The sequence below is a fragment of the bacterium genome (assembly GCA_008933615.1).
GTDB lineage: Bacteria > CLD3 > CLD3 > SB21 > SB21 > SB21.
Map to the genome: position 1 here is coordinate 1 of WBUR01000032.1, position 23,620 is coordinate 23,620.

General features: G+C 46.5%; 13 protein-coding genes. 8 read left to right on the forward strand and 5 right to left on the reverse strand.

Going from position 1 to position 23,620, the window contains the following annotated elements; translation table 11 throughout:
* The first annotated feature begins 2,029 nt into the window (after positions 1–2,029).
* From F9K33_12060 to F9K33_12090, 7 genes are all read left to right on the forward strand, one after another.
* Entirely contained in the window at positions 2,030–4,282 is a 2,253-nt protein-coding gene (locus F9K33_12060; GenBank protein KAB2878689.1) for a hypothetical protein, read from the forward strand.
* Positions 4,283–4,297: 15 nt separating this feature from the next.
* The gene (locus tag F9K33_12065; GenBank protein ID KAB2878690.1) at positions 4,298–5,233 is read left to right on the forward strand and encodes a hypothetical protein; all 936 of its coding nucleotides are present in this window, start codon (positions 4,298–4,300) and stop codon (positions 5,231–5,233) included.
* Positions 5,234–5,247: 14 nt separating this feature from the next.
* Entirely contained in the window at positions 5,248–7,557 is a 2,310-nt protein-coding gene (locus F9K33_12070; protein ID KAB2878691.1) for a hypothetical protein, read from the forward strand.
* Between the two features lie 517 nt (positions 7,558–8,074).
* Entirely contained in the window at positions 8,075–8,482 is a 408-nt protein-coding gene (locus tag F9K33_12075) for a hypothetical protein (GenBank protein ID KAB2878692.1), read from the forward strand.
* A 22-nt stretch (positions 8,483–8,504) separates the two neighbouring features.
* The gene (locus tag F9K33_12080; GenBank protein ID KAB2878693.1) at positions 8,505–12,635 is read left to right on the forward strand and encodes a T9SS type A sorting domain-containing protein; all 4,131 of its coding nucleotides are present in this window, start codon (positions 8,505–8,507) and stop codon (positions 12,633–12,635) included.
* 57 nt (positions 12,636–12,692) lie between these two features.
* Complete coding sequence (locus F9K33_12085) at positions 12,693–13,271, forward strand: hypothetical protein (GenBank protein ID KAB2878694.1); 579 nt, start codon at positions 12,693–12,695, stop codon at positions 13,269–13,271.
* A gap of 148 nt (positions 13,272–13,419) precedes the next feature.
* Positions 13,420–17,313 (forward strand): T9SS type A sorting domain-containing protein, encoded by a 3,894-nt coding sequence (locus F9K33_12090; GenBank protein KAB2878695.1) that lies wholly within the window; start codon positions 13,420–13,422, stop codon positions 17,311–17,313.
* A 236-nt stretch (positions 17,314–17,549) separates the two neighbouring features.
* On the opposite strand, the gene F9K33_12095 is transcribed toward F9K33_12090, so the two are convergent.
* The gene (locus tag F9K33_12095) at positions 17,550–17,951 is read right to left on the reverse strand and encodes a hypothetical protein (GenBank protein ID KAB2878696.1); all 402 of its coding nucleotides are present in this window, start codon (positions 17,949–17,951) and stop codon (positions 17,550–17,552) included.
* A 178-nt stretch (positions 17,952–18,129) separates the two neighbouring features.
* Here F9K33_12095 and F9K33_12100 point away from each other — a divergent pair, with 178 nt between their 5' ends.
* A complete protein-coding gene (locus F9K33_12100) occupies positions 18,130–18,882 on the forward strand; it encodes a serine/threonine-protein phosphatase (GenBank protein KAB2878697.1) in 753 nt (250 codons plus the stop codon).
* Here F9K33_12100 and F9K33_12105 read toward each other — a convergent pair.
* The 4 genes from F9K33_12105 to gyrA are packed head-to-tail and all read right to left on the reverse strand — an operon-like array spanning position 18,879 to position 23,617.
* Positions 18,879–19,031: a CcmD family protein gene (locus F9K33_12105; protein KAB2878698.1), complete on the reverse strand. Its 153-nt coding sequence runs from the start codon at positions 19,029–19,031 to the stop codon at positions 18,879–18,881. The genes F9K33_12100 and F9K33_12105 overlap by 4 nt on opposite strands.
* Positions 19,032–19,072: 41 nt before the next feature.
* Positions 19,073–20,476, reverse strand: coding sequence for a hypothetical protein (locus F9K33_12110; GenBank protein ID KAB2878699.1), 1,404 nt, complete (start codon positions 20,474–20,476; stop codon positions 19,073–19,075).
* Positions 20,477–20,481: 5 nt separating this feature from the next.
* Entirely contained in the window at positions 20,482–21,162 is a 681-nt protein-coding gene (locus tag F9K33_12115) for a redox-sensing transcriptional repressor Rex (protein ID KAB2878700.1), read from the reverse strand.
* A 4-nt stretch (positions 21,163–21,166) separates the two neighbouring features.
* Complete coding sequence (gene gyrA, locus F9K33_12120) at positions 21,167–23,617, reverse strand: DNA gyrase subunit A (GenBank protein KAB2878701.1); 2,451 nt, start codon at positions 23,615–23,617, stop codon at positions 21,167–21,169.
* Between the last annotated feature and the right edge of the window lie 3 nt (positions 23,618–23,620).

The window sequence follows — 23,620 nt, forward strand, 5'->3', positions numbered from 1 at the left end:
GGATATAACGCCGATTATGTCAAACGTGATTTTCAAGGGTATCGTGTGTACCGAAGTCTCACCGGGTTGGATGGGAGTTTTCAGCTGCGGGCGCAGTACGATGCGGTAGATACGCTTGGACTTCTGTCGTATCGATTTCTAAATAATAATTCAAATCTTGAAATTGCCGAGTTGAATTTCGGCACCAATTCCGGATTGCGATACAGCTTCATCGATTCCAATCTGACCAACGGACAGAATTATTTTTATTCCGTCACAGCCTACGACGCACAGCCCTATATCGCCGGGCCGGACAGTATGCTTTTTGACGGAAAATTAATTCTGAAACCCTCAGGCATCCCCGTGTCCCTCGAATCATCCATCTTGTCAAATACCGTGTCCGCCGTGCCGCAGAAACTAAGTTCGTCATTCCGCTACGATGCGATGGCCGATTCTTCTATGGCGCATCACGCCGCCGGTTTGTCCAGCGGTTACTTACAGCTTGAAGTGGTCGATCCCGATGTGGTCGTTGACGGATCCTATTCCGTAACGTTTCATTACTTACCGGATTCCGCAGATCATAAAAGGATTGTGTATAATGGAACCACACAGGCCGGTCAGATGGTGTTTGAAGTGCGCAGAGATGGAAATGTTTTAGCCCTTTCTTCAAAAGTAGACGATCCGCAAACCTGGATCGACGGGGGCAACGGAATTCTTGACATGGACGCCGATAGAAATCTGATCAACGGCGATTCGATCTTTGATGACCGATTCTTCAGCACATCCTATACCGTCACTTCGGCGAGCGCTCAATTTTTCAACACATCTATAATCGGTTCCCCCACAGAGATGGAACTGGTTGGAGTTTGTGAAGGAATATTTATAAAAGCGTATGGGCCTCCTTCGGAAGTATTAGCTTGGAGTTATACGAGTAGCACGGGAACGGGTTCGCGATGGATGACCGGCGTTAATCTCGGATTCGAACAATTTTCCGGCGGGTTGACCGTCGCTCCAAGTCCATCCGATACGATATTGAACGTCGATATTGTATTCAGTAATAACCCGAGCGGTTGGTCTACGGTGTACGGACATACGGGCGCTTTGGGTATTGTCAATGAGACCTTCCTTGCACCCTTCAAAGCCTACGAAGTGGACCCCAGAGATGGCGACGCAACGCCGCGTGAAGTGAATGTGGTTGTACGTGATGCAAATGATCTGAACGGCTGGTATCTCGATAATACGTTAGGCGGTGACGGCACCGGCCCTCAAACGCGCGTTTACACCACTATCACAAACAGGCCTTACGATAGCGGAACTCAGGACGCCGTGATCTGGGGACACAACCTTATTGAAATTCCGGCCATGTTCTTGTTTGACATGGCACCGATGTTTTATGATGGGTACACCTGGAACGAATTAGCAAAGCATGCCACACTTCCCGGAAGCGACGGAGGATCAACCATCACATTAGCTGAGCAGGACACGATCTACCGTAATATACCCGATGACGGTACGTTCCATATTCTTGCCAATCATGTCATCACAACCAACGACGTCTTCACCTACTCCACCACAGCTCGCACTGCGGCATCAAAGTCCGATGTTAAACGTGCACTGAAAGATATCAAAGTCGTACCCAATCCGTTTTACAAATATTCATCATTCGAAACGTCGTTCGATAAACTGATCAAGTTCACCAATCTCCCGTCATCGTGCACGATCAAGATATTCACCGTTGCGGGTGATCTGGTTCGCACATTGAATCATAATTCAGCTTCGGACAATGACCGTGTGAATAACCGCCCGTATGATGAAAGTTATTCACCCTCAAGCGATGCAACCTCGATCGAACGATGGGATTTGAAAACCGCTAACGGGCGTTACGTTGCCAGCGGCATGTATATCGCGCTCGTGGAATCTTCGGTAGGAAAGAAGTTGGTTAAGTTTGCGGTGATACAATGAAGACAACTAACCGCAAAGAGCGCAGAGAACGCAAAGAAACCTTTGCGCGCTTTGCGTCCTTTGCGGTTAAAATATATGCAGATGAGATATGAAAAAAGTTATAATCACAATTTTAATCCTCTTAACATGGATCAGCCTTTTCTCGACTGGTTTCTCCCGCACAGACGGAAAGAATAAGATCTCTCTGCGAAAACCTGACATTATCGATCTCGTCTTCGTCAACTACAACAACTGGTCGTACGTCATGCGCAATAACGGCAGTTATATGAATGACGGACTTGACAACAACCGTGGCGGCGGAGAATTTCCAAGAGGCAGCGGGAAAACCATTGTCCGTGCAGGAGGATTCTACATTGGAACCATCAAGAACGGCATTCCGGTTGTAAGCGAGGTCGAATACAACTCTGAATTTCAGCCCGGAAGAATTACCAATTCCCACGTTTCATTCGATCAGCTAACTGCGGAAGACCCGTCATTGCCGTCCCAAAAGGTTTATCTGATCGATCGTGAACACCGTACAGACTGGCCAGAGGACGCATTACACGATGCATTCGGTCGTCCGGCTCTGATTGCCGATGCGCAGACCTGGGCGGTGTTCAATGATCTTGACACCTCTCTCAATCAAGAATCTCTGAAGGAAAGCCTCGATCCCGGATTGGGAATACAGGTCACTTTGGAATCGTATGCTTTCAATGGCCCCAAGATCGGCGATGTTGTATTCATGCGGTATATTCTCACCAACAAAACCAATTCAGACTACACACAATCCTATTTTGGAGTATGGAGCGATCCGGATGTAGGGAATGACATCAAAAACGACCTTGTCGGAACGGACACAACTCGCGGTATGGAATATGTGTATAATAATACTAACGAAGGACCCGGTAATGATTTTTCTGTTGGATTTGATATTCTGCAGGGGCCTGTTGTCTATACCGCAGAGATACCTCCCCGAGACGCTTTAAGGTATCAAAACAACAAGAAAATTATCAGATATAACCCTAAAAAGAATACTTTTGTCAGTGAAGCTATTGCAGATGATCACATTGCCTTGGGGGCGGTATCTTCAGTGGCACATCTGTTTGGTTCAATTCCGACCAATGATGTCGGACGATATAATCTTATGCGTGGTGCTGATCAAACCATTGGAATCATGAAATGGGGTCCATGCGGGTTTGAGGATTATTTCATGTTTCGCGGTAACCCTCTCACAGAACAAGGATCGTGTGATGTTGCTGGTGATAACAATCCAATCATTATTGATTTTTATGGATGGAGAACTGATGCTCGAACCTTGCTGAATACCGGCCCTTTCACTATTAAAGCCGGTGAGTCGCAGGAAATATGGGTTGGCGTGATCGGAGCTAAGGGAGTTGATCGTTTGGATGCCGTGGGTAATCTTTGGGAAACCGATGATCTCGCCCAGTCGTTCTTCGATGCGGGATTTCCCGCTCCTTCGCCTCCGGAAGTCCCGAACCTCACGGTCACCCCGCTCGACGGAAAGACCGTTCTCACCTGGCAGAATAATGCGGAAGTATCGGAAGACCTGGCGGGTGAATTATTAGGTATTCGTGTCGACAGCGGATTTTCTGCTGATTATGTAAAATCGGATTTCCAGGGCTACCGTGTGTATCGAAGTTTGACCGGGTTACAAGACAGTTACGAACTCCTCGCTCAATACGACAAGATCGATTCTCTGGGAACCATCTCCTATCGGTTCCTGAATGCCAATAATAATATCGAGATCTCAGACATAAACTTAGGTTCCAATACCGGCCTAAGCTACTCATACACCGATTCCAATCTGACGAACGGACAGAATTACTTTTACTCTGTTACTGCGTACGACGCCCAGCCCTATATCGCCGGGCCCGACAGCATACTCTTCGACGGAAAATATATTCTGAAACCTGACGGGCTTCCAGTTTCATTGGAGTCCTCTGTTTTATCCAATGCGGTTTCCTTAGTACCTCTTAAATCCATCGCATCATCCGTGAAGAACATCAAAGTCGTCCCCAACCCCTTTTACAAGTATTCGTCGTTCGAAACGTCATTGGATAAGCTGATCAAGTTCACCAATCTCCCGTCATCGTGCACGATCAAGATATTCACCGTTGCGGGTGATCTGGTTCGCACATTGAATCATAATTCAGCTTCGGACAATGACCGTGTGAATAACCGCCCGTATGATGAAAGTTATTCACCCTCAAGCGATGCGACCTCCATCGAACGATGGGACTTGAAAACGGCCAACGGCCGCTACGTCGCCAGCGGCATGTATATCGCGCTCGTGGAATCGGCGGAAGGAAAACGGTTAATAAAATTTGCGATCATACAATAAACTAATCGGTGCGTCATGAAAAACACTACCTACATTATTTTTTCTATAATGATTTTTGCTGCGTGCGACTCCAAAGAAAAAGAGCTACCCGTAAAATGGAATGCGTATACATTGAATAATTCTGCACTGATCAATAATTACGTCCTATGCGTTACGGTTGATTCTGATGATCACGTTTGGACTGGAAATTTTTACGGTGATGTGACGGAATTTGACGGCAAACTGTGGACCCATCACACCACAACTAATCCTGCACCTTTTAACAGAACCGTCTATACCATTGCCGTTGACCACTTCAATACAATCTGGGCGGCAACCGATTCGGGATTGTTTCATTTTGAAAATGGATCTCTTCCTTCTATTTATTCCGGGTCACGCATACAAGATATTGCCGTTGCTTCGGATAACAGCATATGGACATGTACTCCCTATGTTAATAAGCTTGATCCCGAATACAATTGGACACCTTTTAATCTTTACGGCGACCACATTGCCATTGCACGTAACTCCTACGTGTGGCTGTGCAGCTATGGTCAGATTGTAGAGTTACGCGGACAGAATTCTGTGATCTATCGAATAGCAGACTTTGGCGTCCCCAATCAATATCTGCTGGACATAGCCGTCGATGATAATAACGTCGTTTGGATTGGAACGAACAAGTCCGGCTTAGTTCGATTCAACGGCACCGGCTGGGCCGTTTATGATACCGCAAATTCAGGACTCCCAAGCAACCAGATCCAGACGATCGCTTTTGATAAGGAAGATCATATGTGGATCGGCACCGATCTGGGCGTTGCATACTATGACAACACTCAATGGGTTGTTTACAATACAGAGAATTCAGGGCTTTCATCCAATAATATTACCGGTATCGCATTTGATAAAAAGAATAACGTCTGGATCGCCACTTTCGGCGGCGGTTTAAACGTATTCAATCCAAACGGTCTCTGACAGGATGACTTAAGATGCGGCTCAATACAATAAAGTTCGTATCTTTGCTTCTTATGCTGACTCTAGCCTGCGTCGCTGGATTTGGTATCGCACGAAGCGGAGAAAAAGGAAAGAATAAGATCTCTCTGCGAAAACCTGACATTATCGATCTCGTCTTCGTCAACTACAACAACTGGTCGTACGTCATGCGCAATAACGGCAGTTATATGAATGACGGACTTGACAACAACCGTGGCGGCGGAGAATTTCCAAGAGGCAGCGGAGGAACTCTCATCCATGCAGGTGGATTTTATATTGGAACCATCAAGAACGGCATTCCGGTTGTAAGCGAGGTCGAATACAACTCTGAATTTCAGCCGGGAAGAATTACCAATTCCCATGTTTCATTCGATCAGCTAACTGCGGAAGACCCGTCATTGCCGTCCCAAAAGGTTTATCTGATCGATCGTGAACACCATACAGACTGGCCAGAGGACGCATTACACGATGCCTTCGGTCGTCCGGCTCTGATTGCCGATGCGCAGACCTGGGCGGTGTTCAATGATCTTGACACCTCTCTCAATCAAGAATCTCTGCAGGAAAGCCCCGATCCCGGATTGGGAATACAGGTCACTTTGGAATCGTATGCTTTCAATGGCCCCAAGATCGGCGATACGGTATATCTTCGATTCATTTTTGAAAACAAGACCAATTCCGATTATCCGCAAACATATTTCGGTGCGTGGTCAGATGCTGATGTAGGTTACTCCGACAATGATATCATCGGAACAGATACGACGCGCAACATGGAATATGTTTATAATTTGTACGGTGAGTATCTGTATAGATTTGAAGGTAAGCGTCTTATCGAAACACCCAACGATAAGGCTGTCGGATTTGATATTATGCAAGGTCCTATTGTTGAAGCAGCAGAGATTCCAACTCGTGATTTTCTTCGTAATCAGAACAACAAAACGATTCGCATTTACGACCCCGAACAAAATCGGTTCGCCGCAGAATTGCTTACGGGCGATCGGATAGCCTTAGGCGCCGTGACAACAACGGCGTTCACAGAGCAGTATGGATACTCGCCCACGTTTGACTATATGGACCCGACTGATGACAGAGAACGCTACGATTTAATTCGCGGCGTTCATACGCCGACCGGCACTCTGAAATCCGGTTGCGGTCTCGAGGATTATTTTGTGTTTCGTGGCAGACCATTCAACTTAGGAGATTGTGTCCAAATTCCAGATGGACCCCCAATTCCAGGCGAAGGTTCAGCGAACTGGCGTATCCTGATCGGCACCGGCCCTTTTACGATCAAAGCAGGATGTTCACAGGAAATATGGGTTGGCATTATTGGCGCTGTGGGACCCAGCCGCCTCAATGCCGTGGCCAATCTCTTTGCCACCGATGATATTGCTCAGGCTTTTTTTGACGCAGGCTTCCCCGCTCCGGCGCCTCCGGAAATTCCGAATCTTTCGGTTACTGCTTTAGATGGACGCGTCACACTCACCTGGCAGAATAATGCGGAAGTATCGGATGACCTTGCAGGTGAGTTACTCGGTATCACCGTTGCCAATGGATATAACGCGGATTATGTCAAACGTGATTTTCAAGGGTATCGTGTGTATCGAAGCCTCACCGGGTTGGAAGGAAGTTTTTCTTTACTTGCCCAATATGATAAAGTCGATTCGCTCGGCATCATTACCAACCGCTTCATCAATACGAATAATCATTTGGATATCGAGGATGTTAACTTAGGTTCCAATTCAGGCCTTGTCTATCATTATGTCGATTCCAATCTGACCAACGGACAGAATTATTTTTATTCCGTCACAGCCTACGACGCACAGCCCTATATCGCCGGGCCGGACAGTATGCTTTTTGATGGAATATATATTCCCAAGCCCGCAGGCTTACCTGTGTCATTGGAATCGTCCATTTTAGCCAATGCCGTCTCCGTCGTGCCTTTCAAGACGGTTGCTTCTACTGTGAAGAACATCAAAGTTGTGCCCAACCCCTTTTACAAGTATTCGTCGTACGAAACGTCGCTCGATAAACTGATCAAGTTCACCAATCTCCCATCATCCTGCACGATCAAGATATTTACCGTTGCGGGTGATCTGGTTCGCACATTGAATCATAATTCTTCGTCGAATAACGATCGTGTGAATAACCGTCCGTATGATGAGACTTACTCGCCCGCAGACGACGCGACTTCCATCGAACGGTGGGACTTAAAAACGTCAAACGGGCGGTACGTTGCCAGCGGCATGTACATCGCACTCGTGGAATCGGCGGAAGGAAAACGGTTAGTTAAATTTGCGATCATACAATGAAAACTATTAACCGCCTGCCTGCGCGAAGCGCTTCGGCGAAGGCAGGCAAAGGACGCAGAGTATTCACTGAACTACTTGCCATGATCTTTGCGTCCTCTGCAGTAAAAAAAATAAAAGATTTATTGTAAGTTTTTTGGCCTGCCTCGCACTTATATAAACAGGGAAATACAAGAAACAAAATTGGGGTTTCCAACCAAAAGCCTGTAAAAAGGCCTAAAATCGAACTTTTGTTCGAAGAGCAATCAAAGCTCAAAAAATCGCCGCCGCTTCTCTTTTTACTTTTGGGAAGGGGTAACAAGAGATGAGGAGAATTCCTCCCGCGTCCGCGGGGGGAATTCGGCGGTGATTTTAGTCCACGTTGGACACTTCTGCTAAAAATTCTCATCTAAAATCCTTGACTTTACATGTGAACTGTGCTAAGTTTTTCCCACACGTCAGTGTCGCCATTACACCTCATTTCGGCAACTTTAATCTGAATGCAATTGACTTTTTTTGACAAAAAAAGGTTATCTATCCGATGAAGCTTCAAATACCCTTTCTGATCATAATTTTTCTTGTTTTTTCCTGCGCATCATCCAAAGAAGCACAGGAAAAATACAAGTCTCTGGCTATCGAAAAATATAAGGAAAACGTGGATTACGTTTATAACGAAAGCAAGTCTTTCGTCCTGTGCGTCAATGCATCTAAACCGACGGCGCTCAAACCGCTGCACAGGGTCCGTTTTTTTGTCTATGACATAAAAAACGATGCGATTGTCATGGAGGAGACTGTGGTCGATGGAAGTGTTCGCTGGATCAATGACCATGCAATTGAAGTAAGCTATACGCTTGGTCTAGATTCCAAAGATCCTGCCGTGCCGCACTTCGGAACATATAAATTCGACGTAATTACAAAACAAAGAATATCAGATAAAGTAGAAAACTAATAATTTAGAAAGGGTAAGTCCCATGAATCAAAAATCATTACTGATTAGGATCTTTCTTCTTGCCGGCCTCGCGGTCACGTTATACATCATTGCCACCACGGATGTGGTTCGTAAGAAATATTCTACGGATACGGCGATCGATGCTAAAGGCGAAAAAGAGGGCTCGCGGAAAGAAGGGAAAAAATCGGATCGGCCGGACGCATACGCCGAATTTCAAAAACAGATTCGTACTCCGGTCGGATCGGACAAGTCGTCCTATGAATTAAATTACAAAATGATAGAACTCAAGAAAGCGGGCATTATTGATTATCCGCTTTTGTCGAAATCGTCGAAACGGCTGAGTAAAGCCGGCGCCCTAAACTGGGTAGAACGAGGCCCGGCCAATGTCGGCGGACGTACCCGCGGGCTCATCGTGGACCCGGCCGACGTCACAAACAGTACATGGTGGGCGGGTTCTGTCGGCGGCGGTATATGGAAAACAACCAACAAAGGAACATCCTGGGTGAATAAAACCCCTGATATCCCAAATCTGGCTACGACCGTGCTTACTATGGCAGCGTCTAATTCCGACATTATATATGCAGGGACCGGTGAGGGTTTCTTCAATGGCGACGCGATCGACGGCGACGGCATTCTGAAATCGACCGATCACGGCGAAACATGGACGCAGCTGGTCTCCACCGCCGGCGTGGCCAATTTTCAAAACATCAATCGTATCATCGTCAGTCCAAGCGATCCGAACATCGTTTTAGCCTCTACGAATAACGGTATTTACAAATCGACCAACGGCGGCACGTCGTGGACTACAGTCTACGGCCCCGCCGGCCGGGTTCAGCATATTATTGCCGACCCGGCGGATTTTGATAAACAATGGGCCACGATTAATGCAACCGGCGTCATTCGATCAACCAATGCCGGTGATTCTTGGACAAGTTCGAGCGGAATTACCGGCGCAGGCCGAATGGAAATCGCTATTGCGCCTACTGATCCGACGCGTTTGTATATCTCAGCCGAAGTTGGAGACAGTTCATTCTTATATGTCTCAGATGATGCGGGAGTGAACTGGGAAAAAGTACTGCCAAAGAATTATCAACATTGGCTTGGCAGTTCGGCCGGAACCCAAGGATGGTATGACAACACCATTGCCGTACATCCATACGGAAAGGATACGGTTTTTGTTGGAGGGGTCAATATAAGCAAGTGTATCATGTTAACGGGCTCCTCGCAAAGCGTTGGACTATTAGGTATTGATACTATAGGAACGGGCGGTTTCTTGGCTTTTACCAATTTCGGGCTAAGTTATATGGGCGGCGGTGTTGAAATAGGGATTAACGAAGGATTTGGAACTGCCACTGCATCCAATTTAAATGTCAACGAATTTGTTTCTGTCCAGTTACGTTTTGGTCCGGGCAAGACTCAGAAAGCACACCAAGACACGACCGAATCACAAGGCGCAGGCCAGATTGCCTCACAATACCATTTCAAGAATTATGTAGACATTCCATTTGAAGTATGGGATATTACAAATACTCAACAGTTAATGGTCTCATTTCGGGATGAAAACCGAAACGGCCAGTTTGATCTTTCGCCTTCCCCCGCGGACGGAACTTATAGAGAGTATCTGTTTATTCACGCTGTACCTTACAGCTCTACAACTCCTAATGCCTTCATTTCCGGTCTTTCCGGCTGCAAGTACAAAACAATATATGAGATCGGTCCAAGTTTGCCTGATGGAGCTACTTGGAATCCCGGCTCCTTGCCGACAGCGACTATGACCTTTAATTGGGGAAGTATCGTGTTGCGTAATGATTCACTGGTTTCAGTAAGTGATCCGTATGGCGCGTATGGCGGCGCAAATGACAACGTTCATCCGGATCATCACAATCTGGTGATTATTCCTATAGACCAGGGAACCAATTCTTTTGCGATACTCAATGCCAACGACGGGGGCCTGGCTTACTCGTCCAATGGCGGCAAGACCTGGGGTATCGATCAGAATTCGATCTTCGGCTATAACACGACTCAATTCTATGGCGTCGACAAGAAACCGGGCGGCGATCAGTACATGGGAGGCACTCAGGATAACGGATCGTGGTTATCTCCGATCAACCCAACGTTCACTTCCAACTGGAGTTTCAAGATCGGCGGAGATGGGTTTGACGCGGCTTGGCACTATACCAATTCTAATCTCGTACTTGGAAGTTTGTATGATAATCGCATTTATAAATCATCGAATGGCGGCGCGAGTTTCGTCCAATCCACGACGGGTTTACTGGATGTGAACGGAACAAACAGCCCATTCATTACTCAGATCGGCCGCTCCAAGATGGAACCCGATATTGTCTTCACGACCGGGGGCAGCGGCGTGTGGCGCTCTACCAATTTCGGGTCCAGTTGGGCGCTGTCATCGGGTATCAGCACGGCAAAATGGGGATGGATTCCAAACGGCGCAACGTTTGTGGAAATCTCGGTCATAAATCCTCAAGTTGTCTGGGCGGGAAAGACGATGAGCAGTACTGCAAAAGTTTTTGTCTCTATAGACGGCGGAGTTACTTTTACAGAAACCGCCAGTTATCCGACCGCCTCGTGGCGACTGAGCGGGATGGCCACTCATGCAACCGACGATAATACCGCGTATGCATTATTCTCTGTTTCGAAACAGCCGAAAATTCTGCGCACGACCAATCGCGGCCAAAGCTGGCAGGATATTACCGGATTCAATGGAAGCAGTACCACGAGTACGAATGGTTTCCCTGATGTCGCCACGTATTGCTTGCTTGTCATGCCGCACAATCCGAACGAAATATGGGCAGGCACGGAAATCGGGCTCTTTATCTCAACAGATAACGGCGCTACATGGAACTACGCCAATAACGGATTGCCCGCTCTCGCGATCTGGGAAATGTGGATTGTAGATCAACAGGTGGTTCTGGCTTCACACGGACGCGGTATCTGGAGCGTAGATATTCCTGCAATTCCATTCCCGTTGACGATAACTCCGGTGCTTAACGGCCTTCAGCAAAACGGCAACACCGTGCCGATCAGTCTGACCTACCGTTCTCTCTACGATTCCACTGTGGTGCGCGTCGACAGCGCGGCCTATCAAACATTGGCCGCCAACGGCGCCACGGGCAACGATGTGGTCAATTATACGGTCACGCAAACAAAGAAGATAACCATTGAAGTTTGGTCATACAAGAATGGCGTCATTTATAAATCCAACATAAGGTCGCTCAACGTCGCGCTGGCCGACGTAACGCCGCCTGTATTGACTCTTGGCGCATTAGCTTCGCCTGTGGTCAATGTCGTTCGCTTTGCCGTATCAGGAAATGAAAACCTTAGTACTGCATCGCTTGCAGTCAACAGTTCTTCCGTGACCCTGACCAAACAGAGCAATATATTTTTCGGAACGTATGCTCTTTCATCGGCCGGCAGCTTAAATGTAGTGGCCAATGGATCCGATTTGAATTCAAACGCAGGCACTGCGATAAACAGAACATACAACGTGTCGCCTTTATCGAAAGCGACAACCTTTGCAAATTACAAGGTCAGCGGCAGCGGAGACGGTTACCTCTTGATGAATCTGGCTCCCGCCGAAACTACACCGCCAAACTGGATGATGATCGGCGAGTCGGTCGAGATGCTGGTCACCGGTTCCAATAACGGCGTCAATGTAGAAGCCAACTACACAGGTGCACTTGAGGCATTGAAGTCACGTTATGCCGATTTTGAGGATGCTAAAATCGGACTGTATGAATATGCCGACGGCTCGTGGAAGCATACCGGCGGCGAAGGCGTTAATGGAAAAGTAGCTGCGCTCTTCAAAGGCAGCCGAGTAGCTGTATTCTACAATCCGGACTACGTTTACGTTCCAAAAGAATTTACTTTAAGCCAGAATTATCCGAATCCGTTCAACCCCTCCACGACCATTCGTTACGAAGTTCCGAGCGAAGGCCGTGTCGTACTCAAAGTATACAATTTACTCGGACAGGAAGTCCGTACTTTGGCCAACACAACTCAGGGCCGCGGCGTGTATCATGTCCAGTGGGACGGCAAAGATCAGATGGGCCGATCAGTCGCTTCAGGAGTTTATCTCTACCGGCTGGAAGCGGGTAACATCGTGAAATCGAAGAAGATGTTATTCATTAAATAATCGAATGTGCAAAACCGAATAAATATGAATTAAACTGATAATAGGGAGTTATGAACTATGAATAAAATAACTTGGATCACGGCGTTCCTCTTCGCGTTGGTTATCGGCTGCGGAGGCGGAGGAGGAGGAAAAGAAAAGCTCACGCTAACGGAAGCTAATGATCTCTTCACCGCCGGGACATACAGTGACGCTTTGGAAGCCTATGCGGATCTTATATCGAGCGAAGGCGCTCCGGCTATTGCCGGCGCGGCCTGGTGCGCGATACGCCTGGACAACTACGCGCAAGCTGACAGTTTCTTCACCGCCGCCGGCACGGTCACGCTTAATGCTGACGGTTATGCAGGTTGGAGCTTTGCCAACTGGGCGCTAAACAATGCAACGGATGCGATAACGCATGCCAATTCAGCTCTGGCCGCAAGCCCGACTTTCACTCTGAGCCTTGACACGCGCGTAACGGCCGCTCATCTCGTCTGGATACAGGCGAGCAGTTACCTCCAGCTCGGAAATAATACGGAGTGCTTTAATAAGATAAAAATATTAGACACAGGATACGTGATGCCGACAGGAACTTCATTTGAAATTGCCAATGCGCTCTTGCTGAAATTGCAGTCATTAGGCGTGGCCGTAGCTTCGTAGATTTAAATTCTCATGTAACAAGAACCCCCAATCCTGAAAGATCGGGGGTTTTTTTTTAAAGATTATTCTACAACAGCGCTTGTTAATTTATTTTGATTTTACATCGCAAAGAGCCGTATTTTGGTACATACAACCCTAAAGTATTGCAATGATAAGAACATTTTTTTCTCTGCTATGGTGTTATGCTATTTGGTCACCATCTGTTATTGCCCAATCGGAAATTAAGGTATACGATAAGCAAGAAGTGATTCAGGCGCGGGCAAGCTGGTTCTTATCACGCCGCACGGTCAATGCAGAATTCCCGGCCTCGCATTATATGCAGATCCGAAAGACCGTTGCGGATTTTGAAAAGAACCGTTTATCCAAAAATACTAACACTACCAATTCCGCATGGTCTTCTTTAGGGCCGTCCGCTATTGTCAATACAGGCTACCATAACTATACCGGCCGCATCATATCAGTCAACGTCAGTCCGTTTGATACGAATATCGTTCTTATCGGAACTGCCGGAGGAGGAATCTGGAAAAGTACCGATGGAGGATTTAATTGGTCTCCGCGATCCGATGATCTTGGCTCGCTTGCAGTCAGTTGTTTCGCGCGTCATCCCACAGATCCTGATGTGATTTACGCCGGTACGGGTGAACCTAGTTTTGTCGGCAGCGCCATTGACGGAATCGGCGTGATCAAATCTACCGACGGAGGCGATTCTTGGACCGTCACCGGGACGCTCGGCATTATTCTAACGCATATCGCCGGCATTGCAGTCAATCAAAATAATCCGAACATCATTGTAGTTGCCAACTACTACAACAGCGCCGACCCCGTCACCAACGGAATCTACCGCTCCACCAATGCCGGCGCGACATGGCAGGCAACGAATGCTTCAGGCACCGAATTCCGGCCTTCAAGCCTCGTTGGCCATCCGTCGAATAACGATACTCTTTACGCGCTTATGGGGCGAACCGTTGTTCACAACCAGAACGGATTTTGGAAATCAACCAACGCCGGCGCGTCATGGTTTTTGCTCGCCAACAGTGCGGCGCAGGGTTTGCCCGATCTGAAAAATCAAGGCGGCAAATCGGTCATGAGTATTTGCAGAAACCAACCGAATTTCATGTATGCCATTTTTAGTAACAGCATTAACGGAGACGATGAACTGACCGGCTCTGACAGCGGCTTATTTAAAAGCACCAACGGCGGTCTGACCTGGACAAACGCCAATTTACCCGATCAGTCATCCGGCGGTCTTTCTTTTTTCAACGGACAAGGTATGTACGACATTTATGTAGCAGTACATCCGTCCAATCCAAATATGGTTTATGCCGGCGGGATCGATATGTATCGCACAACGAACGGCGGCGGCAATTGGTCAAATATGACCGATGGGTATGTCATAACAAGAAAATTTCATCCCGATCAGCAAGCCTTTGCCTTCAATCCTCTTAACCCCAACACCATCTATCTCGCAGGGGATGGCGGTATAATGAAATCATACAACGGCGGACAAAACCTGATCGATTTAAATAATGGCCTGCAGATCACACAATTCATCGGACTGGCCGTGGCTGCGCAAGACACCAATCACGTATTGGCAGGCTCGCAGGACAACGGGACGGAATTATTTACAGGTAACATGCAATGGGATTTTGTTGCCGACGGCGACGGCGGATTTACAGAAATCGATCCTGTAAATTCGAATATACAATACTCTCAGCGGTTCCATGTTGCGCCTGAAAGCTTCTCGCAAATAAAGACGACCAATGGCTGGCAGTCTTTATCCGGTATTAACACCGGATTAACTGCAAGTGACCGTTCGGAGTTTTATGTTCCATATACCTTGGATGAAAATGTGCCGACGAGACTTTACCTCGGAACATTTCGGGTATATCGAACGGTAAACAGCGGGATTACATGGACGGCGGTAAGCGGCGATTTGACCGACGGCAATCATACGATCACGGCCATACGTGTTGCGCAAAATAATTCAAATTATGTTTGCGCCGGAACGTTTGATGGACGTATCTCTTTGTCAACAAACGCGGGAACCACATGGACAACATTAAGTTCTAATGCTCCGCCCCAGCGGCCGGTAAGCGATATTGTTTTTCGGATGACGGATGAAAACACTTTTTATGCGGCCTTTCAGGGATTCGCACAATTAGGGCAGGTTGATAATAAAGGCCATGTATGGAAAACAAATAACGCCGGAATATCGTGGACCAATATCAGCGGCAATCTGCCCGACATTCCGGTGAATGCGCTTGCGCTCAATCCCGGCGACACATTGGATATCGTGGCAGGAACGGACGTCGGGATATTCAGAACAACCGATGGAGGCGCGTTGTGGACGCCGTTCAATAACGGATTTCCTTCCGGCGCATTCGTGATGCGGCTGGTGGTAAATCATAAGACCGGTTTATTGTTTGCATCCACCCACGGGCGCGGCGTATTCAAGACAAGATTATTCCAACCTGCATTGATAGCGACCATTAATCCGTCCAAACCTAATGAGTCTCAAGCGATAACATTGTTTGCATTTATTCCGGAATTGAGTTCTTCTGCCACGCTTTATTACGGAACGAACGATCTTTTGGCAAACGACTCAACGTCGATGAGTTTCGACGGCATCAAATTTACCGGACAAATACCTGCGGCCTACGTTACTGAAAAAGGATTGTGGTATCGGGTCAAAATAGAAAACACGGCAACGTCTTATTACCCCTCTGAGGCAGGACGCGCGCATATCGCGGTTAATGTAACTCCCTCAACCATCGCAGCCGTAAGAAACAACAGTGTTTTCGCTCAAGGCTTAATTCCGGATACCTGGAATACTTTTTCACTTCCTTTCGAAACAAAAGTATCGCTGACCAAAATATTCGGGGCGCAAAGAAGCAACAAGGACGGCGTTCCGACCAACTGGGCCGCATACAGTTATAATACAACCGGTATTTCGGAACTAGTGCTTAGTTCAAACAAAGGCTATGTTATTCATCATACCTCGTCGTCTCACGTTAAGATCACTCCGGATTCCGGAGCGACAAATGATATCAATTTTTTCAATTCATTATTCCTCAAACCCGGATGGAATTTTCTTCCGTGGCCATTTGCATTCAGCGCTCCTATAAACGTCCTGGACCCAACTAAAATCGGAACGCTATGGACGTTATACGAAAACAACTGGTCGCACAGTTCTGAATTTCAGCCCTTCGCCGGTTATGCCGTCTATAATAAGGCCGGCGTTGATATCCGCGCCAACAGTGTACTTAATTGGAATTCCATAGCGGCGAAAACAACTGCCTCTGCCTTTCCCAGAATTCAATTTAAGTGTAAAACAGAGAATACCGAAGACAACTACAATTTCATTGGGATGGATGGCCAAAGCGCTGACGGTATTGACATGCAGGATGAATTCGAACCGCCTCAATTCGGCAAGAGTGTCTCATTGTACTTCCAAAATGAAATGGATGGGATGGTTAGGTTATCGTCGGATATTCGGCCGGCGAGCACAACCGGCCATGTATGGAACATGCGCGTTGAGAATATGACGAACGATGCATGGATCAATTTGTCCTGGGAAAGACAAAATATGCCCTTGTCGTATAAATCCGTATTAGTGGATATTACGCACAATGTATTTGTAGACCTGACTGAAGCGAGCGACGGTTATTCATTCAAAAATGAGAATGAAAACGTTTTTAAGATCATCATGGGCAGCGCCGGTTATGTAGAAACAAAAACACGTGAAATTCAGGCAAAACTTCCCTGGAAATTTGTATTGTCACAGAATTATCCGAATCCGTTTAACCCTAACACGATGATCCCGTTTGATCTGGCTAGGGGAGGTATCATTAAACTCAGGATCTATAATATCCTGGGGCAGGAAGTAAGGTTACTCAAGAACGAATTTCTGCAAACGGGTTCTTATGCTGTGCCCTGGGACGGTACGGATCAGCGCGGAATCTCTGTTTCGAGTGGAGTTTATATATACAGGCTCGAAACATCCGGCTTTATTCAAAGTAGAAAAATGTTGTTCATCAAATAAGAAGCAGGTGGTCATGAAATATAGGATCGGTATATACATATTACTCCTCATGCTTATCGTATTGGGATTAAACTGCGAAAAACATCCGACCGGAAGTAACGACGAGCCGTTGGAATTTCCTGATTTTCCCGAAACGCCGGAATGAGTTAGAATTATTATTACAATCCGGTAACTAGAGTAAAAAAAACCCGTACGTTCACACGTACGGGTTTCACAAATGACAAAAAATGTATTGACTACTTCACTCTCTTGATCACTCCGTCTTTAATCTCAAAATTTCCAGGCCCTAATTTGAAGACATTGCGTTTCCTTGTTGTCGTAGCCCCGGCCGCATTTTGTCCCCCGGATGCCATAAAATCAAACAGAGCATTCACTTCAGCGTTCAGGTTGATCGTTTGATTCATCTTTAATACGGTATACCCTTTTTCAGCCCAGGCCGTATTTTCACCGGTATTCACGTCTTTGAATTGTTGTTGTCGCGCAACAGATTTATCCTGCATCGACTTCCATTCTTCGGGCGTGATTTTCTTCAGACCTTTTAAGGCATCGGTATTATAGGATTTATCCTGCGCAAATAATACTTGCGTGCCCAAAATGAAAAACAGAAATACCGTTACGTACTTTAAAATATTATTCATAGTTTTCTCCGATGTGACCGTTGTTTCTTAAATCTACTCACGGTTTCATTTAAAGTCAAATGCAAAAATCTGCTCTCGAATCATACATACCGCCGCTCCCAAAATCAGTCTTGATTTATCGTGCTATTTTTTTTATCATAATACACTTAAACTTTTTCAGAACACGTAAGGAAATATCATGCAGCTTCGCGTGGCCAGCATTACAGACCGAGGCCTGAATCCCAACCGAACGCACAACGAAGACAGCCTTCTCGTGGCTGAGCCTCTTTTCATAGTTGCTGACGGCTTGGGCGGAGAACTCGCAGGTGAAGTTGCCAGCCATATGACGATCGAAAAATTCAAAGATTTTTTCGAAGACGCTACGCGCGAGAATGGCCTGACGCCTGAGGGAGAACTCAAAGTGCTCGAGCGCGTGGTTAAACGGGTGAATTCAGTCGTACATGAAGAAGCCCAAAAACCGGAGTTCAGGAACATGGGCTCCACGTTGTCGATTCTGTATTTTTACATGGGCGAATTGCTGATAGGCCATGTGGGCGATAGTAAGATCATCCGGGCGCGTAAAGGCCTTGTCGAACAGCTGACAAAGGATCAAAGCATCGTTCAGCAGATGATCGAGAAAGGCGTCATCACGCCGGAACAGGCGAGGCGCCACCCGATGCGAAATGTTCTTCTGAGTTGTATTGCACACAAACCTGACGTCGATGTGTTTACGCGTGAATCCAATGTTATGAATGGTGATTTTTATTTGATTTGTTCTGACGGAGTTTCGGAATATCTGACGCAAGACAAAATAAAGGAACTCAGCGAAAGCGGCCAATCGCCGGAAGAGGTCTGTCTCGCCATAAAAAACGTCGTTTTTGACGGCGGCGCCATGGATAATATGACGGCCATCGTTATTTTTGTCGACGCGCTAAATGGCGCAAAAAATTAACCCTCCTTTTTTCTCTCCTCCACAATTTTTTTCAGCTGTTCAATATCGTTCAAAAGCTGCTTCTGCTTTTGTGACATTCGATACACATAATAAAAAATTAAAATCCATACGACTGCAAATGCTGAGAACAAATAGGGCATGTTTTCCATTCTTTACTCCGTATTAATAAGATCATTTGAAATTAAAAATGTCAGAACGTCACGATCGTCGTTTCCGGAGGATAGTACCTCGTGTATACGATATCGCTCAACCGGATCGCCTCTTTGCAGTACGGATCCACTTTTGCAGCCGCCAGCGTTTCATCTAATACCGCGATGGCTTCCTTCCATGTTTTGGTTCGATTGACAGAACTGATAAATTCGTTATAATCTTTTTTGTCATTATCAAAAACCGCATTCATGAATATTTTTTCATCTTTGGGCATAATGAGCGACTGCAGCAATACTAAATTGTCAGACTCTTTTAATGCCGTAAGTTTGATGGCGCTGGTATCGTCTGAAAAACTCTCAACCAATTCTTCCCGGATAAATTCACCTGTAACATCGGACGCCTTTTCGATCTTGGGCGTTGTTATTTTTCTTCGCGTCAATACCATGTCGGGATTGGTCTTGGGATTTTCGCTCATAACAGGCGCTCTGAGCTGATCCGTCGGTTCCTTTTTTGTTTTTTGCGATATGATCTGATGAATATCGATAAGTTCGCCGCTTTCGTCGTTCTTCAAGACCTTTTCAATGATCACGTCCGTGGTATCTTTTAACTTTTCTAGCAACGGTTTATCAACAGCGGTCGGCTCTGCAGCAAATGAAGGTACGGCATTCTTTTCTTTCAGTATATTAAACCGGTTTAACACCTGGCGTAAACCGTAAATATTGATCTGATCGCTGCCAAGTTCTTTTTCAATATTCAGCGCAACCTCATAATCCCTCAGGGTGCGGTCGTTGAAAGCTTTCATAAGCAGAGCAGTCTCCATACTTTTGGAATCTTTGCCCTGCAGGTCGTTAATCTCCTTCATGATCAGCGCAGAAAGTTTCAGCACGTTATCCGGATTACCCTGGCCAAACAAACTCTGATTGATCTCGGCTATCAGTAGGCGCAACTGGCCTTTGGTCAGATGGGTTATGTTCTTTGCATGCGCATATTTTTCAAGCGCATCGGGATAATACCTGAATTTTTCAAATTCGCGGAATTGAATGACGACATCCGTCACGCTTCTGGCAGACACGTCCTGATAAAGCAGCTTTTCAATGGTAGCCAGCGGCATGATAATATACTCTAATCTGACCAACAGCGTATCTTTGATAATTTTTTCAATGTCGCTCTTTGGTATGAAAAAATTCTTTTTGTGTTCGTCTATCAATGCATCGACGCATTTGATCACCGGGTCCGATGTGTATTGGATCCTGCTGCTCTCCGCCGTCGACAGGATACGTTTGCGTTCGTCGTCGAAAACTTCCTCGTAACGCATCGTGAAAATCTTTCGAATCACTTCGTCGGCGTTCTTGCGGGTTAATTCATAGTACGACCATCGCGACTGCGACGGGTTGATCTTCATGTGCAGCTGCGCCATGACGGATTCTATGATCGTATCGAACATACTCATTATTTCAGATGGTCTTTTTGATTCATGATAAAATAAGATAACGTTTCCAGTTCCATCGCCGTATTTTCCTGGCGAATAACAACGTGATTAGGCAGTTGGAGACGCTTGGGTGCAAAGTTGAGAATACCTTTGACACCGGCTTTGTTGATCCGTTCCGCAACAACTTGCGCCGCTTGAGCCGGTATGGCCATAATTGCAATTTCGATATTCTCCCGCTGGCATTCCGACTCGATCGTATCAATATTCTTAACGATCAGCGATTTCAGCATCTTTCCGATCTTAGCGGGATCGTTGTCAAAAACCAGTTTGATATGAAAACCGTGCGCTTTGAATTCAGCATAATCTATCAGAGCCGATCCGATATTGCCGGCGCCAATGATAGCGACATTCCAGTGGCGGTTAAGCCCGAGAATACCGGCAATGTGCGTTTTGAGTTCCTGTGTATTATAGCCGAGACCCCGCCGGCCGAAATTTCCGAAAAATGAAAAATCCTTTCGAATCTGGGCTGACGTCACCCCCTCCAGTTTTGCAAGTTCTTCTGATGAAATATTATCAATGTCCTCTTTGATGAGTTCATTCAATGTGCGATAATATTTCGACAGTCTTTTGACTGTGGATCCCGAAACCCGCATTTGTTTTTTCTTTGGAGGGCTTTTTTTTGCTTTTTTCTTGGTTTTCATAAGTTTACTCGCCTTCGTTATCTGTGGCTTCATCTTCTTGAATACTTGTAATATCGGAAATCCGATCATCTTCTTTCAGTTTGACCAGGCGAACACCTTGCGTATTTCGCCCCATCGTACGAATGTCGGCCATTTTCAGACGAATGACCATACCGTTTTCGGTAATGATCATCAGGTCTTCATTGTCCACTACTTCCCGAATGGCGATCATTACCCCTGTCTTGTCTGCAGCTTTCATCGTGATAATGCCCTTCCCGCCGCGGTGTGTGATGCGGTATTCAGCCACTTCACTGCGTTTGCCATAGCCCTTATCGGACACAACAAGAACCGTTCCGTTCTCACGTTTGAGCGTCACCATGCCAATGACAAAATCTTTCTTGCCTAGATTTATTCCCGTAACACCACGCGCAGAACGTCCCATTTCGCGAACGTCGTCATTCTTGAACCGGATGGCAATGCCGTCTTTAGTTCCTAATATGATATCCTGCTTTCCGTCGGTCAATTTCGCCTCGACCAAATCGTCTTTAGCTTCGATGGTGATGGCAATAATACCGCCTTTGCGCGGATTGCTGAATTCGGACAAATTTGTTTTTTTGATCGTGCCTTCTTTTGTTACCATCACAACGGAGAACTTCTCATCGAATTCTTTCACGTTGATGATAGCGCGAACCAGTTCGTCCGGCTGCTGCTCGATCACATTGGTAATATGTTTACCGCGCGCCGTTTTACCGACCTGCGGAATTTCATATACCTTCAGCCAATAACAGCGGCCTTTGTTGGTAAAGAACAGAATATAATCGTGGGTCGACGCAACAAAAAGATGCTCAATATAATCATCCTCTTTTGTTGTTCCACCCGCAACGCCTTGTCCTCCGCGTCCCTGCCGGCGATACCCGCTGACAGGAAACCGTTTGATATAACCTTGATGGGAAATGGTCACCACCATTTCTTCTTCAGCGATCGTATCTTCAAAGTCAATATCTTCTACTTCCTTTTTGAGAATTTCCGTACGACGTTCGTCGCCGAATACTTTTTTGATCTCAGCCAACTCGTCTTTGATGATCTGCATACGTTTCGGCCGGCTTTTCAGAATACTCTGCAGTTTCTCTATCAACTTGATGACTTCTTTGTATTCGTTTTCAATTTTCTCCACTTCCAGATTAGTCAGGCGCTGTAACTGCATTTTCAGAATTTCGATCGCCTGAATCTCGGAAAGTTTGAATTTTTTCATCAAACCTTCTCTGGCAGTCAACGGATCTTTCGCTTTCTTGATCAATGCAATTACCGCATCGATATTTTCAAGTGCAATTTTTAACCCTTCGAGAATGTGCGCACGTTTTTCTGCCGCTTCGAGTTCAAATTTGGTTCTACGCAAGACAACCTCATGGCGGTGTTCGACAAAATACTCCAGCATCTGCTTCAGGTTAAGCACCATTGGGCGGCCGTCTACCAGCGATAACATGATGATCCCAAACGTTGTTTGCATCTGAGTATGCTTAAAGAGGTTATTCATGATCACCTGCCCATTGGCGTCACGCTTTAGCTCGATCACGATGCGCATGCCGTCGCGATCCGATTCATCTCTCAATGCGCTGACGTCTTCAACTTTTTTCTCGCGAACTAAGTCGGAAATTTTCTCAATCAGGTTAGCTTTATTAACCTGATAAGGCAGTTCCGTAACAATTATGCTGGCGCGTCCGTTTTTTGCAGTCTCGATCAGCGCGCGTGCACGAACCGTGATCTTTCCTTTACCTGTTTCATAAGCGGACTTAATGCCGCCGGTTCCGTTGATAATACCTGCCGTCGGAAAATCGGGCCCTTTGATATGCTTCATCAATTCTTTGATCGTAATGTCCGGATTATCGATCAGCGCCGCGCATCCGTCTACTACTTCGGTCAGGCAATGCGGAGGAATATTGGTCGCCATTCCTACGGCGATTCCTGCAGAACCGTTGATCAGCAAATTCGGTATGACCGACGGCAAAACGGACGGCATGGTTAGCGTGTCGTCGAAATTGGGTACAAAGGTGACAGTGTTTTTCTCAAGATCGCGCAACATTTCCTCGGCGATTCGCGAGATACGAACTTCGGTATATCGCATGGCCGCCGGAGAATCGCCGTCCACCGATCCGAAATTACCCTGCCCGTCGATAAGCGGATAACGAAGCGAGAAAGGCTGCACCATACGAACCATGGTATCATAAACGGCACTATCGCCGTGGGGATGGTATTTCCCAAGCACCTCTCCGACGATACGGGCTGATTTTTTATAAGGTTTATTGTACGCAAGGCCGAGTTCATTCATTCCGTACAATACGCGGCGATGCACAGGTTTCAGTCCGTCGCGCACGTCCGGAATGGCGCGCGATACGATCACCGACATAGAATAGTCGATGTAACAATCGCGCATTTCCTCTTCGATATTTACCGGCAGAATTTTTTCAATCGTTGACATTAA

Excerpts from the sequence above, each read along its gene's own strand:
- F9K33_12095 (KAB2878696.1), bottom strand. The coding sequence starts at position 17,951 with ATGAATAATATTTTAAAGTACGTAACGGTATTTCTGTTTTTCATTTTG.
- F9K33_12115 (KAB2878700.1), bottom strand. The coding sequence starts at position 21,162 with ATGAAAACCAAGAAAAAAGCAAAAAAAAGCCCTCCAAAGAAAAAACAA.
- gyrA (KAB2878701.1), bottom strand. The coding sequence starts at position 23,617 with ATGTCAACGATTGAAAAAATTCTGCCGGTAAATATCGAAGAGGAAATG.
- F9K33_12090 (KAB2878695.1), top strand. The coding sequence starts at position 13,420 with ATGATAAGAACATTTTTTTCTCTGCTATGGTGTTATGCTATTTGGTCA.
- F9K33_12075 (KAB2878692.1), top strand. The coding sequence starts at position 8,075 with ATGAAGCTTCAAATACCCTTTCTGATCATAATTTTTCTTGTTTTTTCC.
- F9K33_12105 (KAB2878698.1), bottom strand. The coding sequence starts at position 19,031 with ATGGAAAACATGCCCTATTTGTTCTCAGCATTTGCAGTCGTATGGATT.
- F9K33_12110 (KAB2878699.1), bottom strand. The coding sequence starts at position 20,476 with ATGTTCGATACGATCATAGAATCCGTCATGGCGCAGCTGCACATGAAG.
- F9K33_12100 (KAB2878697.1), top strand. The coding sequence starts at position 18,130 with ATGCAGCTTCGCGTGGCCAGCATTACAGACCGAGGCCTGAATCCCAAC.
- F9K33_12080 (KAB2878693.1), top strand. The coding sequence starts at position 8,505 with ATGAATCAAAAATCATTACTGATTAGGATCTTTCTTCTTGCCGGCCTC.
- F9K33_12060 (KAB2878689.1), top strand. The coding sequence starts at position 2,030 with ATGAAAAAAGTTATAATCACAATTTTAATCCTCTTAACATGGATCAGC.
- F9K33_12085 (KAB2878694.1), top strand. The coding sequence starts at position 12,693 with ATGAATAAAATAACTTGGATCACGGCGTTCCTCTTCGCGTTGGTTATC.
- F9K33_12065 (KAB2878690.1), top strand. The coding sequence starts at position 4,298 with ATGAAAAACACTACCTACATTATTTTTTCTATAATGATTTTTGCTGCG.
- F9K33_12070 (KAB2878691.1), top strand. The coding sequence starts at position 5,248 with ATGCGGCTCAATACAATAAAGTTCGTATCTTTGCTTCTTATGCTGACT.